The following is an 18,362-nucleotide window of genomic DNA, read 5'->3' as shown; positions in this document are numbered from 1 at the left end:
GATTTCACGCTTTTTTATTTTATAGTTCAGCTTAGAGCAAACGGGCGATACCCTTGTTCGTTCTAACGTCCAATAAGTAACTGGTAGATCGGAATACCTATTTCTGATTTCTGACCAGCTATCCGCCAAAAGATATTTTCCGGGTAACGAATTTTACTTGGTTAATGTTTTCCTTTCATTGACAACGATGGCGTTCTGCGATAGACTATCATTAATAAATAATGGAGGTAGTTTAGAACAGAATAAAGAAGTAAGAATCATGCAAACACGGGAAATAGTTAGTAAAATTCCTCCCTTGTATCTCGCGATCATAATCATCATTCTAACTACATTCATAAGCCTTACTTACAGTGGAACACCGGAACTGCGGTCGTTATATATTTATAGTTGGGGTGACGGAACATTCTTAAACTGGACAGAAGTTTCGACTCTGGTTAATACCGCTCGAACCTATCATTTTAATGCTATTGTTCCCGAAGTGCGGAAAGTAGGTGATGCATACTATACGTCATTATACGAACCAAGAGCGAATAATCCGGCGGTGAACGATCCTGACCCGACGTTCGATGCATTATCGGCAATGATTAAACTTGCCCACGATACTTCCGGCGGGAAGAAGTATATCGAAGTGCATGCGTGGCTGGTTGCGAACCGTATCTGGAAAGGGTCGTTATCCGGCGCACCTGCTGGCCATATTCTCTTAACACATCCGGAATATATGATGTATGATAGTAGCGGAGCAACATCTAATTCTGAAGGGTTTTATCTTGACCCAGGGATTCCTGCAGTTCAGGAACATCAGCATAACGTTTTTATGGATGTCGTTAAACGCTATGATGTCGATGGGGTAGTACTCGATTATATCCGTTATCCTGGGAATACCTGGAGCTATAATACGATTAGTATCGCGCGGTTTAATAAACTCTATAATCGAACCGGTACTCCGACAACAACGGATGACCAATTCGACCAATTCCGTCGCGATAATATTACTGCGCTAGTAAAAAAACTTTACGCCAATGCACTCGAAATAAAACCGAAAATTAAAATATCTATCTGTGCCATTCCTTGGGGATATACGACTACGGATTTCTATAGTTCATCCGCGTATCTCGATGTATTCCAAGACTGGAAATTGTTTATGGAAGGGCATTTTCTCGATTATTTATCCCCGATGATATACGACCCAGATTCTAACCCGACACGAGCAGCGCGATATCGAAACTGGAATTTAGCGTGTATGAATTGGAGTGGTGGCCGGCATGTATATGTTCTACAGGGGAGTTATCTCAATTCAATTACCGAAACTTATAACCAACTTTATTATTCGCGATATACTGCACATACGCAAGGACTGCAGATATACCGATACGGTTATGCAACAAAAGCTGGCGGTAGTGAAGATTATCAGTTATATGCCTATTTAACCACAACGTTATTCCCAGATTATGTTATCCCACCAGATATGCCGTGGAAAACATCGCCGACAACTGGGATTATTAAAGGGACGGTAACCTATGGTAATGTTGGGGTTGATGGAGCGCTCGTAATGTTATCTTCCGGAACGACAGTATATGAGATAACCACGACGGATGCGACCGGGTTCTACGCCTTTTTCAATGTAGCTACTTCCCGGAAATATACCATTCTCGCTGACGGTACCCACTGGGGATATGCCTATGCAAAACGGAGTACAATGAACGAATCGATTATGGCTGGTCAGATTCGGAATATCAATTTTAATCTCGCGTATATGAACAGTTACGGTGCGTTTACGGTTAGTAGTGATACCAGCAGATGGTATTTCGCGACGTATGGGGATGCGATTTCTCCCGGCATCCTTTCTTGGGGCAATACGTTTAGCGGTCAATCTGGCATCGTGATCCTTACGCAAACCGGAGGGCAAAAAGGGAAACTAACCCAAATTTTTTCTGTACCAAGTTCAGGATGGTATACTGCAATCGCTCGAGTAGCTACAGATGTTACGGATGCAAATAAACGACAGAAAGTATATCTCTATCTACAGGAGTTAGATAATTCATCGACAATCGTTGCGACTGGAAATGTTGTAGTTCAACCAGGGAACGGTGGGTTTAGTATAGCGAGTTCATGGCGAGAATTAGCGATATCTTTTTATGCACAGAATACGTTATTAGCGGTGCAATTTGTTGGAATAAATCCGGCAAATAGTGGTATTACCAGTAGATTGTATCTCGATTATATCTGGGTTCTAGATGGAACAATACTTCCTTCAACCCCGGTAGTTATTAATAATAGTAGTTTCGATGCAGGTACAACCGGCTGGATGGTGGATATCTACGGTGATGGAACCGGGCTTGGGAGTTGGAGTCAAGTCAGTTCATGGTTCGGGCGTACTGGCGTGTTGAAAGGAACACAATCTGGTGGTGAAAAGGCGAAATTGAGTCAGTTATTTGCATTCGCAAATGCTGGATATCTAGCTTCCGGTTCGGTTTGGCTCTATAGTGGAGCGGGGAACATCAATGATAGTCAGAAAGTTTATTTATATCTCTATAGTTACGATAGCGGGTATAAAAAAATTATTGAAAGTGGAAATGCGGTACTGCAACCGGGGAAATGGGCGCCGAATCAATGGCGACAATTACAGTTCGTTTATCCGCCATTAACCAGATATAATGCGGTGCAGGTGGTTGGGATTAATCCGAGTGGTAATCCAACCCAGACTATGTATTTCGATACAGTCGAACTGAATCAAAACTAGTTGTTCCATGAATGAAATAGCACATAGCAAATCTCAATACTCAACACTCATACTAAAGTAATAGTTTAGTTATTGAGAAATATGATTTGACATTAAAAATTTCTAGAGGAGGGTTCCATGCATCTGAAACATTTTTTAACGATTATTGTTTTGAGTTTTAGTCAGATTAGTTTCAGCTATTCAGTAGAAATAGTGGTTGATAACACTAGCACCGGATTCAGTTACATCGGTGACTGGACGGTTGCTACAGTTTCCGGCGATAAATATGGTGCAGATTACCGGTATGCAATTTCAACGTCAAGTTTAGCAAATGCGACCGCGTATGCTATCTGGCGACCGACGATTCCAACGACAACTACCTATCAGGTTTGGATATGGTATCCACAAGGAGGAAATCGTCCGATTGACGCGCAGTATTATATATACCACGATGCTGGGGTTAGCTGCTTTTATACGAACCAGACGATTCATGGCGGGCAGTGGAATTTACTTGGTACCTTCAGATTTTCAGCAGGGACTTCAGGATACGTTAAACTTACCAACTATTCGAAACAGAATGGCAAAGCGGTTATGGCGGATGGGGTTAAATTCAGTTCGTTTCAATTACCGCCGATGCGTTCTGGTGGCGAATTTCGTGCATACTGGGCAGACGCTTGGGGTGCAGGACTACTTACCGCAACACAATGTTCAGCCATGATTGACACTGCCCGGCGATATAATTTCAATGCAGTTCTGCCGCAGGTTCGTCGTCGTGGTGATGTCGCTTATCAATCGACATTTGAAAATTATTTTGGTGGGTTGAGTCCATCAAATTTTGATGCGTTATCCACATTGATTCAGTATGCACACGATACTTCCGGTGGGAAACCATATATTGAAGTTCATGCGTGGATGGTAACCTATCTTTGTGCGACGGTTCGACAGGCGACAACAGATACGACTCGCCATGTATATTATACCCATCCGGAATGGTTTACGAGAAGTTATACCGGAGCGACCGCTTCTGGAACTTCAATGTTTCTTGACCCAGGGGTTCCGGATGTCATTAACTATTTAACTGATGTATATCTCGATGTCGTGAAACATTATGAGGTTGATGGAATTCATTATGATTATGTTCGGTACGACGGTGCTGAATGGGGATATAATTCGATTGTTAGCACCCGATTCCATCAAGAATACGGCTATGCCCCGCCAACTACGAGTAGTCAAGCTGGTTGGTCAACTTGGTGCCAGTATCGGCGCGATGCGGTCATGGCATTAGTTAAAAAAGTATACGCACATGCGATGGAAATCAATCCGAATGTTAAAGTTACCGGCGCGTTGATTACATGGAGTCCGGCACCAAACCCGAATGGTTCCGGATATTCTAGTACCGCGCCGTATTCCGATGTGTTTCAAGATTGGCAATATTGGATGAACCAGCATATTTTAGATGCTAGTATTCCGATGGCGTATTTTGACGATGATAGTTATCCGACAACATTTCGGAACTGGGCTTCGTTTGCGGTAAACAGCACCTACGGCAGACATGCGTATATCGGTCCTGGGGTGTATCTCAACACTACGACACAAACCGTCCGCCAGATATATTATTGTCGTGAAACCGCTAAAGCGCATGGAATAGTGAACTATTCATATCGTGCAACTAACGATGGTGGCGTTTCAAACACCGCATTTTATCAGATGATGTCAACCCAATTTTATTCGACTGCCACGCATACTCCATCAATGTCATGGAAATCGCAACCGACAACTGGGATTCTGAAAGGTCATGTTTATGGTAGTGCAACCAGTCCTGTTCCATATTATAATGGTCGAGTAGTGTATAAATCGCGAGTGGTTGCACGGAACGAATCAACGTTATCTGCTTGGACAACAACCACGGATGGAACCGGATTTTATGCGTTTATCGATTTACCGCCAGGAAACTATACTATTACCGCATATACTCCTCCAGGTTATGGACATAGTATCCTGCAGTCTGGTAAACCAGTTTTTGCTGGTTTAGTTACCACGGTAGATTTAGATTTTGTTACGGTTCCCGTAGAATTATCCCGGTTTGAGTTGTCTGAAGTTTTCGATAATGAAAATATAGCCGTTCCTCGGGATAATAACTACTAATTTAATCAATTTAACTGACGGTTAAAAACTTTTTAGGCTAGAGCTTGATAAACCTTCTTCAGCTGAAGCTAGGTCGAAAACTGCACTATGAAATTCAAGCAAGATGTTATAGCAACAGTAATAATCATCCTGGGTTGGTATACCATTTCGTTCGGAACAGATTTTATTATTGATGACGGTGACCTAGGATATACCGAAGTCGGGACTTGGACGGTTACCAGTGCATACCCCGGATATTACGGGACGACATATCGTTACGGAAGTCAGAATGCAACCAATACTACCCGTAGTGCAACGTGGCGACCAACGATTGATACCGCTGGGAATTATGAAGTATTCACCTGGTATGTTGCTGGATCGAATCGGTCGAGTACAGCGCAATATATTATTGGTTACGCTGGTGGAACCAATATTGTTACGATAAGTCAGCGAGAGAACGGTAGTCAATGGTATAGTCTCGGGACATATCCGTTTACTTCAGGAACAACAGGATATTTAATGCTAACTAATTATTCCAATCCGACTACCGGGTTAGTTATCGCGGATGCTGCGAAATTCGCATACCAGCCGCCGATGCCAACGCAACCGAACGAATTCCGGGCATTATGGGTAGATGCATGGCATGATGGGATTAAAACGCCAGCGCAAACCGATGCGTTAATTAACACGTTACGGTCGAATCATTATAATGCGGTAATCGTTCAAGTTCGGTTACGTGGAAATGCATATTATCGGAATTCACCGTATGAACCGCCAGCAACAGATTTAACCGCTGGATATGACGGTTTAGCGGATTTGATTGCAAAAGCGCATGATACTTCCGGCGGGAAACGGTATCTTGAAGTCCATGCCGCGTTTGCTACCTATCCGATTTGGGCGTCCAGTATTGCTACGACTGGAACTCCGAAACATCCGTATCTAGCGCATCCGGAATGGGCAAGTCGCGATACCGCTGGAAATATCTTTTCAGGTAGTAACGTTTGGTTCGATCCCGGAGTACCCGAAGTACAACAGCATACGTTCAACGTAGTATATCACGTTGCAACGGCATATAATGTTGATGGCATCCAGTTAGATTTAGTTCGCTACCCCGGAGTAGAATGGGGATATAACACCGTTGCGGTCGCCCGGTTTAATGAAGAATATGGTCGAACCGGTCAGCCATCCGCTACGGATAATACCTGGCGGGCATGGCGACGTCGGCAGGTGACCCAGCTAGTAAAAAAGATTTATGCGAGTATTATTGCGGTTAAACCGTGGGTGAAAGTTTCCGCAGCAACTATCTCTTGGGGGAACACCGGAACCAGTGGATATCTTGATGCGTATAATAATGAATTTCAGGAATGGTGTGAATGGATGAAAAACCATTATCTCGATTTTAATGGAAATATGGCGTATGACGATACATTCAGTGTTTGGTCGAGTAAATGCGTATTTGCACTCGATTCGGCATACGGTCGGCATGTATATAAAATTCTTGGTGCGTATATGAATGCGATTGATAGTACGCTCGCGCAAGCGTCATCGTTACGGGTATATCAAACCGCACGCGGATTACCGCTTGGTGTAAGTTTTTATTCGTATGCTGAAACAAATAACGAAGGGAAATCCGCAAGCGAATTTCAATCTGCGGTGAAATCGCATTTGTTTTACTCCGCAGTCTCGACTCCGATAATGGCATGGAAAACTGCTCCGACGAAAGGATATGTTATAGGAACGGTTACGCTTGGAATCAGCACGGTTGACCGAGCGACGGTATCCTTGAAACAAGGGTTAACTACCGTTGCGGTGACATCAACTGATGGAACCGGATTCTATGCATTTTTCGATATCACTCCAGGTAGTAATTATACAGTTACCGCAGCGAAATCGAGTTATATGAAAACAAGTCCTAGTTTAAGTGTTTCTGCTGGAAATGTTACTACGCTGAATTTCAATTTATTATCTACCACTAAAGTTGAAGAGTGGAATGAATTGAAATAATCGCTTACCGCACGACATTTCTCGCAACGAACGCTCAGAATAATAACCTTAAGAACATAACGGAAATATTTTTTTAATGATTTCGGAGAGCAAGAATTTTGTGATTACAAAATCTGATATTATCAACGGACTACAGAATTTAGGACTTCAGCAAGGAAGTATTGCGTTAGTGCATAGTTCATTACGCAGTTTCGGATATGTTGACGGTGGAGCAGAAACGGTAATTGATGCATTGTTAGAGTCAGTTGGAGAAACAGGCACAATTATAGTTCCGACGTTGACCGGTAATGCGCAACAGAATGCGATAATCCCGCCGGTATTTGACCCGATAAATACTCCCTGCTGGACTGGGATGATTCCGGAAACATTTCGGCATCGAAAACAAGCGGTTCGAAGTCTGCATCCAACCCATTCAGTTGCTGCGATCGGCAACTATGCGGAATATGTAACCCGGAACCATGAAACCTGCGAAACGCCATGCGCTATGGATTCACCATACGGTAAACTGGTTAAACTAGGCGGGTATATTCTCCTCATCGGATGTATGCATAATTCCAGTACACTATTACATCTGGTTGAAGAAATAGCGAATAGTCCGTATCATCTCTTGCCGGAACCGGTTGATGCGCAACTCATTCGATCTGATGGAACCACGCAAATTATCCGCTGTCGGATCCATCGCTGGGGTTGGGAACGCGATTTTAATAAAATCGATTCGCTCCTATCAGATGCGAATATTATGCACATCGGAAAAATCGGGAAATCAACGGTTCGATTAATTGCCGCTAGACCGATGGTCGAACTGGTTCTACGCGAGCTTGAATCCGACCCGCTATACTTGTTAACGCTAGAAGCGAAAAAGAAATGGATTGCATTATCGAAATCCACATGATGAAATCCGGATGTCAAATCAATCTATTCATCATTAAATTATTTAAAAATTTATTTGAATTTTGAACTTTAGATTTTGGATGTATTTATATGTCTCTCTATGCTCTTTCAACCAGTTGGAATGCTAATCGGCATGATAATGGTATCGCGTTAATTCACGAGATACAGCAAGCTGGATTTAACCATATCGAAGCAGAATATCGATTATCAGCGGAGATGCTTACCGACCTAATTTCATTGCATAAAAAGAATGAAATTAACATCGTGAGTATCCATAATTTCTGCCCGGTACCGGATATCCTAAAACGTGAACAGGGTAGTGGTGATGCGTTATTATTAACTTCACTCGATGAAGATGAACGGAAACTAGCGGTTAAATATTCCAAAAAAACTATCGAGATAGCAGTTGAATTAGGCGGGATTCCGGTAGTATTCCATACCGGATATATTCAGGTTCAAGGGCGGCATCGGTCAACCCATCATCTCGTTGAATTGATTAAACAGAATAAAACCAATGAACGAGACCAAGCATATCGAGAGATGCAAATTACCCGGCAGAAATATATCGCGCCGCATTTCGACCAGTTATTACGCAGTCTGGATGAACTGAACGAATTCGGATTCCGTTATGGTATCAAACTCGGAATTGAGAACCGATACCATTTTTATGATATCCCTAATTTTGCGGAATTAGCGGTTATTTTTACCACATTCGCTGGCGGCAGTATCGGATATTGGCATGATGTTGGCCATGGGCAGATGTTCGAGTTTCTTGGGATAAATAAGCATACCGAATTCCTCGATACTTATGCGGATAAAATGATAGGAATCCATCTCCATGATATGGTTGACGACCAAGACCATCAAGCGCCTGGGAAAGGGAACATCGATTTCTCGATGGTCGCAAAATATCTTAAACCGGATACCGTTCGGGTTCTCGAAGTCCATCCACCGGCTCCTGCAACAGAGCTTCGAGATAGTATAGAAGTATTAAGAATAGCTGGGATTTAAGTGCAGTTTTTAAATCCCAATGGCAAAACTCAAATGTCAAATAAATGGCCAATTTCAAATGCTTAAATGTAAATGCCAAATTCAGGTGTTATTGCGAGTGAATCGAATCAATCCCGATACCTTGCTGGCATTGCGAACGGTTTTTGCGAAGCAATCCCAAATCGCAAAAGCAAGATTGTTTTGTCGGTATGTTCCTCGCAATGACAACAGAAGAAACCTTATTTGCAATGCCAAAATGAATGTTTTTTGACATTGGGCATTGGAAATTCATTTGACATTTGGATTTGGGATTTGTTACTCAATAAACTTTCCCATGTTGCGGAACTTCTGATATCGCTGTTCGATAAGCTGGTCGGTTGAAAGGTCGGCAAGCTGGTTGAAATGTTTGATGAGATATTGTTTTAACGTCGCGGCAGTAGTTTCGTAATCTCGATGCGCACCGCCAAGCGGTTCAGGAACAATTTCGTCAATCACCCCGAGTTGCAATAAATGCTGGGCAGTGATTTTTAATGCTTCTGCAGCTTGCGGTGCTTTCGCAGCATCGCGCCATAATATCGCCGCTGCTCCTTCCGGTGAAATAACCGAATAATACGCATTTTCTAGCATTAAGACGATATTCGCAACGCCAATTCCAAGCGCACCACCACTTCCTCCTTCTCCGATAACCACCGCTACAATCGGCGTTTTTAACGATGCCATTTCCCGCAGGTTTAACGCTATCGCTTCGGATATCCCCCGTTCTTCCGCACCAATACCCGGAAACGCACCAGGAGTATCTATAATACATAACACTGGCATCGAGAATTTTTCGGCAAGTTGCATCAACCGTAACGCTTTCCGATATCCTTCAGGATGCATCATACCAAAATTACGCCGGACATTCTCTTTCATATCTCTCCCTTTTTGCTGAGCGATAACCATAATCGCAGTATCTTCAAGTTTCGCAGGTCCAGCAACGATTGCTTTATCATCAGCGAACCTGCGGTCGCCATGGAATTCAATGAAATCGGTTAACATTAATTTAATATAATCCAGCGAATACGGTCGTTTCGGATGTCGCGCAAGTTTAACCCGCTGCCATGGGGTTAAATTCGCATACACTTCCCGTTTAACTGATTCTAGTTTCGTTTCTAATTCCCTGACTTCATCCAAATTATGCTGGTTCCGCGCTTCTTCAAGTTTGTGTTCTAATTCTGCAATGGGTTTCTCAAAATCTAACCAGATGATTTCATTACTCATATCCATTAATTACGGAGGAACTTAAGAACTGAAAAACTGAACAACACATGAGCATACAATCTTTCATGTTTACGTTCTTTCGTTGTTCCGTTCCGATATTTTAACAATCTATCCTTTATTACTCAACCATACGGTTCCCTGCCCGAGCAGATTCTCGATACCTGCGATTAATGATTCTGAAGCGGCTACTCGGCGATTAGGGTCAGTACGGAGTTCAACCTCAAACGATTGATTCCGGAAATTCGTTGCAATATGTAAATAGACTACACAATTTCCCCGATGTTGGTCAAGTAGCGATTTCAGTTTTGTTAACATTTCATCTTCTAAACCGACGGTGGATAACCGAATGTGGATACTAGAAGTCAGTTTCTCTTCAACCTGGTCAATTGGTAACATTGAAGTAACCACAAAATTCAATTTATCGTTCAGGAAATCTACTTTCCCGGTTATATAAACCATACTATCTTTATGTAATAGCGATCGGTTTTTATCGAAGGTTTCACCGAAACATCGGATATCATCCAGATGTCCGGTTAAATCTTCTAATGAGAATATCGCAAACGGTTTCCCGGATTTGCCGATCTGAATTTTACATTGAGTAATAATACCAGCTAATGACGTAACCGTATTCGGTTCGATCTGTTTAATTGATTCCGTAGTTGATTGCGCATATTGCCGGATAATGTTTTCATAGGTGGCTAACGGATGACCGGTTATATAGAATCCTAATAAATCCTTTTCGTATTTTAACAAGACAGCTTCTTCAAATTCAGGGATATTTTCATATTTCACTTCGGTTCTATTCGATTCGGTACCAGACGTGAGAATATCGAAAAACGATGTCTGCCCGAGTTTCCGTTCCTGTTGCCGCTGGGCTCCGATAGCTAACGCAGTATCAAGCGCATGAACTAACTGCGCTCGGTTCGCGCCTAATGAATCGAACGCACCGCATTTGATGAGACTATCAACCACCCGGGAATTAACCACACTCAAATCGACTCGTTCACAGAAATCGTATAAATCGGTAAACTTTTTTTCTTGTCGCGCTTGAATAATCGCTTCGATAGCGTTCAATCCGACATTTTTTACTGCTCCGAGTCCGAATCGGATAGTGGTATCATCTACTACGGTGAAATCAGCATAACTCTCATTGACATCCGGCGGGAGAACCTTAATTCCATGCGCTTTACAATCGTTGATATAGAGCACAATTTTATCATGGGTACCCATTTCACTGGTTAGGAGCGCAGCCATATATTCTACCGGATAGTAAATTTTCAGATATGCGGTTTGATATGCAATAATCGCATACGCTGCAGCATGCGATTTATTGAATCCATATCCGGAAAAATGCGACATTAAATCGAAAATTGCTCTTGCCTTCTGTTCATCAATCTTATGTTTCTTACACCCTAGGATGAATTTCATCCGTTGTTGTTCTATTTTTTTTACATCTTTTTTCCCTATTCCTCGGCGCAATTCATCTGCTTCCTGCATCGAGAAATCCGCAAGTATATTTGCAATTTGCATCACCTGCTCTTGATATAAAATCACCCCATACGTGGTTTCCAGCACCGGCGCTAATTTCGGATGCGGATATTCCACGGCGATTTTCCCATGGCGCCGTTTAATAAAATCATCAATCATTTCACTGCCAAGCGGTCCCGGTCGATATAACGCTAATATCGCAATAATATCGTCAATTCTGCTGGGTGAGAGTTTTTTCAATAAATCCCGCATTCCCGGACTTTCTACCTGGAATATCCCCATCGTATCCGCTCGACTGAATAACGCAAATACTGCCGGATCATCGTAGGTTAAATTGGCTAAATCCAGTTTAATTCCTCGCCGTTTCTCAACCAGTTTAACTGTATCGCTGATAACCGTTAAAGTTCGTAACCCAAGAAAATCCATTTTTAACAGTTTGATAGTTTCGATAGCGTCCATATCATATTGCGTAGTGATTTCTTGGGTACTCGCGTGTTTATAGAGTGGTAAAAATTCGGTTAACGGTTGCGGCGCGATAACGATACCGGCAGCGTGGGTTGATACATGGCGGATTAACCCTTGCAACGAAGTTGCGATACGAATCAACTCCTGATATTGCGGATTGTTATTGACCAGTTCTTTTAATTCCGGTACATTTTTCATTGCCTCTTCAATGGACGCTTTTTCCGGAACCAGTTTCGCTAGTTTATCTACTTCCGCTAGGGGTAGATCCAGGACGCGACCGACATCACGAATCGCGTTCCGTGCTACCAGTGTTCCAAAGGTAATAATCTGAGCGACATTTTTTTCCCCATATTTTTTGGTTACATATTCAACGACTTCCTGTCGACGTCGGTAGCAGAAATCAATATCAATATCCGGCAGTGAAACCCGTTCAGGGTTGAGGAATCGTTCGAAGATAAGACCATATTTTATCGGGTCAATATCGGTTATTCCGAGACAATATGCGACTAGCGAACCTGCAGCTGACCCGCGACCGGGTCCGACCGGTATCCCACGATTTTTAGCGAACTGAATGAAATCCCAAACAATCAGAAAATATGCCCGATATCGCATCTTTTCGATGATTTCTAATTCATAGTTCAGCCGCTGTTCGATTTCGGGCGTAATAGTTTTAAACCGACGCTGTAATCCTTCGCGTGCTATCTCTTCCAGATAGCTGGATAACGTATGGTTTTTTGGCGGGATAAATTTCGGAAGATGCGGTTCATTAAATTCAAATTTGACCCCGCATTTATCGCTAACTTCAATCGTATTATACACCGCTTCTTTCAGTTCTTCACCGAACTGCTGTTCTATTTCCTGATACGATTTAAAATAGAATTCGTCGGTATCGAATTTCAATCTTTCGGTATCGGATACTTTTTTTCCGGTCTGGATACAGAGTAAAATATCATGCGCTTTTGCGTCCGCCCGAGTCATATAATGGCAATCGTTAGTAGCGACGAGTTTAATCTCGAGTTTTTTCCCAAGTTCAACGAGTTTCCGATTAACGATAGTCTGGTCAGGCAATCCGTTCTGCTGGAGTTCGAGATAGAAATTTTCTTTTCCAAAAACGGAAATGAACCGTTTCGCTACCTGTTCCGCTTTATCATCCTGACCGGATAGGAACATTTGCGGAATTTCACCATGTAAACAGGCGGATAACGCTATTAAATCGGTATGATATTGTTCGAGTAACTGCCAATCTATCCGTGGTTTATAATAGAACCCTTCTAAATACGCGAGCGTGGATAGTTGGATGAGATTCTTATAACCCTTTTCATTTTTCGCCAGCAGAATTAGATGATAATTTTTTTCTTTCGAGCCGTCTTCTGCATAGCGAACATTGTGGTCGCGTCTATCCGTCGGGGCAACATACATTTCACAACCGAGAATCGGTTTAATTCCTTTATCCAGCGCTTTTTTATAGAATTCAATCGCTCCGAACAAGTTTCCATGGTCGGTTATCGCTAACGCTGGCATTCGATATTCAATAGCTTTTGCAATCAAACTATCGATCCGGCAAGCGCCATCGAGTAAACTATATTGGCTATGGACATGCAGATGCACGAAATTCGCATGTTCTTTAAGCATAATAACTTTCGTAAATCCCAAATCCCAAATTTCAATATCAAATAAATCATTTGATCAGATAATAAAAACAATTGGTTGATTGAATGATTTGAAGATTTATTTGGATTCTGAATTTTGAAATTTGAATTTATATTAAAAATCTTATCGTGCAATGCCGATTTAGTCAATTGCTTTTTTCACCGAAGATAACCATGGATGGATTCGGTGTATTATGTTGAGTTATTCATCGTTCATTGATGGATATTGAATGTTGATATTATTTTGTCCTTGAAACCAGATACTTTTATCCTTAACCAGAATCTGGGGTAACTACGAACGAGATACTATCTCGTTCGTAGTTACCCCGCTACTCGTGCATGCTGGTTAAAGTCAAAACGAGTTCAAATTCTTGAACCCAGAGGTGTAATGTACATTTGGATTTTGGAATTTGCATTCCTATATGGTAGGGTCACCGCTTTTAGCTTGAATTGGGGTACGTTATTATCCTGCAGGAAGGGCTCCGCTAATACCTCAGGGCAGAATGACATACATCCGGAATATCGTGCTAACTTTCCGTATATTCAAATAATGCTAACCTAGGTGGATACATAGTTTTTCTCTTTTTATGTTGCGCCAGCGTTTTTTAACAGATGCACGATTTTATAGCGACGTTTTTTTAGTGCGTACATCACCGCAGTCATATTCTGATTATCTACCTCATTAACATTTGCGCCTCGTTCGAGGATAGTCTGAACTATCGATGGTGCACTGTTCCGCGATGCATACATCAACGCAGTTAAACCGGAGTTGTCTTTTACATTGATATTTGCTCCTCTTTCTATTAAAGCGTTAACGACTTTGGTACGGTTTTTTTCTAAGGCAACGAGTAACGCCGTTTGCCCTTTATCATTTTTCTCATCAAAATCAATCATTCTATCCAGCAATTCTAAAGCAATTTGAGTTTTGCTATGTTTTATCGCAGTGAGTAAAGCAGTATTTCCGTGGATAGTTTTCGCATAAATGTCAGCGCCTTTTTCGAGTAAAATTTTTGCTATTTTACTATACCCCTTTTCTGCAGCAAGTATTAACGGGGTGTAGCCGAACTTCGTTTTATGTTCTATATTAGCACCGTGTGCGATTAAAGCAGAAACAATCTCAGTATGGCCTGATTCTACGGCGCGGAGCAAAGCAGTCCAACCGAAATTATCGTGCGCTTCTATATCAGCACCATGGTTGAGTAACGACATCAGGATTTCGGTATAACCTTTTTCAGCAGCAATCATTAACGGCGTCACCCCAGAATTATTTTTATCATTCACATGAGCACCTTTTTCGAGTAACGCTTGAACGAGGGTAGTATTTCCGGAATTAGTAGCCAGCAACAGAGCTGACCAACCGTTTTTATCTTTTGCGTTTGGATTCATTCCCGCTAATAAATAAATTATTGAAACGAATGTATCTCGTTTTTTTGCTGCGCGCACATAGAGTAAAAACATATCTTCCTCAAATTTCAAATTCAATTTTTTTACAAATTCCATAGCATTTTCCGAAGTAATACGTCCTGCAAAATAAGCTTCAAACGAAATGAACTCGTTCATCCATCTCGGTAAATTAATGTACCCTTTTACGATTAGTTCATCAGCTGGAATATTGAGTTTCCGTTCTAAAGTCAACGCTTCTGTCAGTACTTTGATTTGTTCGAAATAAAAATTATTAAAATTCACTTTCCACGGCTTATGGTCTGGATAATGAATATATATTTCAGGAGCGATATCGTTTAAAAAATATGTAACCCAGGAAGAATCCGTTGAATTCAGTCTTTCCGCGATTGATTGACCGAGTTCATATATCATTCTTGAAAATTCGATACTAAGCGGCATTGTTACCGTAGTATTGTTTTCTAACGTAATCTGAATTGTACTTTCATATAGGTACAAATTGATTCTTCGTATTGCGGTTAATAATTCATAGATATCAACATTATCCCGCGTCATATTGATCTGTAACATAACTTTTTCCAAAGTGAATAGTAATGGAAACTCATTTTAATTCTCTCTATCTTTTCATTTTCAGTCAAGTAGATTGAGGATATACCATTATATAGTAATCAAATCTTTTATGGTAGGGATTAGGGTTTCTTCAGTGATATTCGGTAAATCAACTTGAATACTCCCATTCGATATTCGAACTTCAAATTTCACCCTATGCTTACTGCATTTCACTTTCATTTGTTTCGCTAATGTAGCTGCAGTATCAGCGGTATCACATTGAATAACTAATTGGTTTTCCTGATAACTCACCTGGCTGATTCCGAGTTGCGCTGCGCGTAAACGCAACCGAACTAGGTCGACCAACGTTTGCGCTTCAGGTGGAAATGAACCATATCGGTCTTTCAATTCTGCAATGGTTTCGTCCAGTTCTGATTCCGAGTTGAGTTCAGCGAGACGTCGGTAAATCCAGAATTTCTGCCGTTCATCCGGAATATATGATGCAGGGAAATATGCCGGAACCGGCAGGTTTAATCGAGTTTCAATTCGTTTCGGCAGTGGTTTCCCTTGCAGTGCGTGAATCGTTTCTTCAACCAGTTTGCAATATAAATCGAATCCAATCGCTTCCAGATGGCCGGACTGCTGCGGACCAAGCAGGTTTCCCATCCCGCGAATTTCAAGGTCACGCATGGCGATTCGGAATCCCGACCCCAGTTCAGTATATTCCTGAATCGCGAGCAATCGTTTTTCAGCAATGTCAGATACGGTATAGTCTTTCGGGATTAAAAGATACGCATACGCCTGATGCCGGTCGCGACCAACCCGTCCACGTAACTGATATAATTGCGCGAGTCCGAACGTATCCGCTCGATTGATGATAATCGTATTCACGTTCGGGATATCCAGTCCGGACTCGATGATCGTTGAACTGACCAGCACATCGTATTGTTTCGCTATAAACGCGAGCATAACCCGTTCGAGTTCTTTCACGGGCAGTTGCCCATGTCCGATAGCAATTCTCGCTTCCGGAACGAGTTTCCGGAGGTATTCCGCAATTGCGGCGATATTCTGAACGCGGTTATGCACGAAATATACCTGTCCACCACGGTTCAGTTCTCGGAGTATCGCTTCTCGGATAACCGTATCGCTAAACCGATGGATGTAGGTTATGATCGGCAGCCGGTCTTCCGGCGGAGTATTGATTATACTGATATCTCGAATCCCAGAAAGTGACATATATAAGGTTCGTGGAATCGGCGTTGCGGTTAAGGTGAGAACATCGACTTCTTTTCGCAACTGTTTCAATTTTTCTTTATGCCGAACTCCAAACCGCTGTTCTTCATCAATAATTAAAAGTCCTAAATCTTTAAACGCAATATCGTTCGAAATCAGCCGGTGTGTGCCGATAACGATATCAACCGTTCCCTGTTTAATTCGGGATATGATATCTTTCTGTTGTTTCCGGCTCTTGAACCGACTTAACATCTCAACGATGATCGGATAATCCGCTAGCCGTTCAGAAAACGTTCGATAATGCTGTTCAGCGAGAATCGTTGTCGGAACCAGAACCGCTACTTGCTTTTTATCCAAAACCGCTTTGAACGCTGCGCGGATCGCTACTTCCGTTTTCCCATAACCGACATCACCGCATAACAGCCGATCCATCGGTTTCGGCTGTTCCATATTTTCTTTCACTTCTTGAATTGCGCGCAACTGGTCGGGGGTCTCTTCAAACAGAAACGACGCTTCAAATTCCCGCTGCCAGATGGTATCTGGTGAAAACGCATGACCGGTAAGTATCTGTCGTGCACCATACAGCTCAAGCAATTCTTTCGCCATCTGCTGGATCGCTTCTTTCGCTCGCTGTTTCGTTCGTTCCCATCCTTTATCTCCGAGATGATTCAGTTTCGGAACTATCCCTTCACCGGCGATATATTTCTGGACACGGTTAATCTGTTCAATCGGAACGTATAGTTTATCTCCGTCAGCATATTCCAGCAGGAGAAAATCACTTTCCCGCTCATCGATATTCATTTTCTTGATTCCGAGATATTTCCCGATACCATAATCTTCATGCACCAGATAATCCCCTTGGGTTAATTCGATAAACGTTGATATCGGCACACCGTCATGGAACCGGCGAAAATGTCGAACCCGTGTATATCGGCTGAAAATCTCACGGTCGGTTATAAACGCTAATTTAATCTCTGGGATCGCGAACCCGGTATGGAGCTGACCAACAGTTACATAGACCGCTGCTGCGCGTTGAACCAAAGGAGCAAAAGTGGTAAGTTTATTATTTTCAGCGTTACCAGAGTCGTTCGGTCTCGGATGAAAACCGGCAGTATGCAGGATTTCAGGTGAGACCTCTTTACTTTTCAACAGTTCATCCAATCGTTCGAGTTGCCCCTGATTATCGCAGACGATAAAGACCGTATATGCTTCGTTTTGCCATTTTTGCAGTTGGGCTATGAATCCGTCTAACTGGCCGCGATAACTTTCCATGGAAAGCATTTTCAGCTCGAATTGCTGTATCTCTCCGATTCGCCGATTCGCTAACTTGCTAGTTCGGTCTTCGATCTGTTCAGGTAGCAGAGAAAGATAGAGTTCAGTTCGCGAAATGAGATATTCTTCCAGTTCAGTGAAACGAGCGTAGAGTTTATCCGGCGCTGAGATACCGGCGGCTGTTAGCCTGTTATTCATCTCTATCTCATTATCATACACCGGCTGAACGTCAGCGGTTCTTTCAGAACTAATCGCGTTATATCGTTCTAGAATTAGTTCTTCGAACTGGGTTAGCTGCTGTTTGATATGCGATATTT

General features: G+C 42.3%; 9 protein-coding genes. 5 read left to right on the top strand and 4 right to left on the bottom strand.

Annotated features, from left to right (window positions below; genetic code table 11):
- Positions 1–259: 259 nt before the first annotated feature.
- The 5 genes from N3A72_10355 to N3A72_10335 all read left to right on the top strand — a co-directional run bounded on the left by N3A72_10355 (position 260) and on the right by N3A72_10335 (position 8,749).
- Positions 260–2,740: a family 10 glycosylhydrolase gene (locus tag N3A72_10355; protein ID MCX7919984.1), complete on the top strand. Its 2,481-nt coding sequence runs from the start codon at positions 260–262 to the stop codon at positions 2,738–2,740.
- Between the two features lie 117 nt (positions 2,741–2,857).
- Positions 2,858–4,864: a family 10 glycosylhydrolase gene (locus N3A72_10350; GenBank protein MCX7919983.1), complete on the top strand. Its 2,007-nt coding sequence runs from the start codon at positions 2,858–2,860 to the stop codon at positions 4,862–4,864.
- 87 nt (positions 4,865–4,951) lie between these two features.
- Entirely contained in the window at positions 4,952–6,847 is a 1,896-nt protein-coding gene (locus tag N3A72_10345) for a family 10 glycosylhydrolase (GenBank protein ID MCX7919982.1), read from the top strand.
- Positions 6,848–6,947: 100 nt separating this feature from the next.
- The gene (locus tag N3A72_10340) at positions 6,948–7,739 is read left to right on the top strand and encodes an AAC(3) family N-acetyltransferase (protein MCX7919981.1); all 792 of its coding nucleotides are present in this window, start codon (positions 6,948–6,950) and stop codon (positions 7,737–7,739) included.
- Between the two features lie 89 nt (positions 7,740–7,828).
- Complete coding sequence (locus N3A72_10335; GenBank protein MCX7919980.1) at positions 7,829–8,749, top strand: sugar phosphate isomerase/epimerase; 921 nt, start codon at positions 7,829–7,831, stop codon at positions 8,747–8,749.
- A gap of 294 nt (positions 8,750–9,043) precedes the next feature.
- On the opposite strand, the gene N3A72_10330 is transcribed toward N3A72_10335, so the two are convergent.
- From N3A72_10330 to mfd, 4 genes are all read right to left on the bottom strand, one after another.
- Positions 9,044–9,988, bottom strand: a complete 945-nt coding sequence (locus N3A72_10330; GenBank protein MCX7919979.1) for an acetyl-CoA carboxylase carboxyltransferase subunit alpha — start codon at positions 9,986–9,988, stop codon at positions 9,044–9,046.
- 108 nt (positions 9,989–10,096) lie between these two features.
- The gene (locus N3A72_10325) at positions 10,097–13,573 is read right to left on the bottom strand and encodes a DNA polymerase III subunit alpha (GenBank protein ID MCX7919978.1); all 3,477 of its coding nucleotides are present in this window, start codon (positions 13,571–13,573) and stop codon (positions 10,097–10,099) included.
- A 602-nt stretch (positions 13,574–14,175) separates the two neighbouring features.
- Positions 14,176–15,561, bottom strand: a complete 1,386-nt coding sequence (locus N3A72_10320; GenBank protein MCX7919977.1) for an ankyrin repeat domain-containing protein — start codon at positions 15,559–15,561, stop codon at positions 14,176–14,178.
- Between the two features lie 87 nt (positions 15,562–15,648).
- A partial coding sequence (gene mfd / locus N3A72_10315; protein ID MCX7919976.1) for a transcription-repair coupling factor occupies positions 15,649–18,362 on the bottom strand: 2,714 nt, incomplete at its 5' end.

The organism is bacterium (genome assembly GCA_026416715.1).
GTDB lineage: Bacteria > UBP4 > UBA4092 > JAOAEQ01 > JAOAEQ01 > JAOAEQ01.
This window is presented reverse-complemented; position numbering and strand designations above follow the sequence as displayed.

Coding starts and splice junctions, on each gene's coding strand:
- N3A72_10355 (MCX7919984.1), top strand. CDS start 260: ATGCAAACACGGGAAATAGTTAGTAAAATTCCTCCCTTGTATCTCGCG.
- N3A72_10350 (MCX7919983.1), top strand. CDS start 2,858: ATGCATCTGAAACATTTTTTAACGATTATTGTTTTGAGTTTTAGTCAG.
- N3A72_10345 (MCX7919982.1), top strand. CDS start 4,952: ATGAAATTCAAGCAAGATGTTATAGCAACAGTAATAATCATCCTGGGT.
- N3A72_10335 (MCX7919980.1), top strand. CDS start 7,829: ATGTCTCTCTATGCTCTTTCAACCAGTTGGAATGCTAATCGGCATGAT.
- N3A72_10330 (MCX7919979.1), bottom strand. CDS start 9,988: ATGAGTAATGAAATCATCTGGTTAGATTTTGAGAAACCCATTGCAGAA.
- N3A72_10325 (MCX7919978.1), bottom strand. CDS start 13,573: ATGCTTAAAGAACATGCGAATTTCGTGCATCTGCATGTCCATAGCCAA.
- N3A72_10320 (MCX7919977.1), bottom strand. CDS start 15,561: ATGTTACAGATCAATATGACGCGGGATAATGTTGATATCTATGAATTA.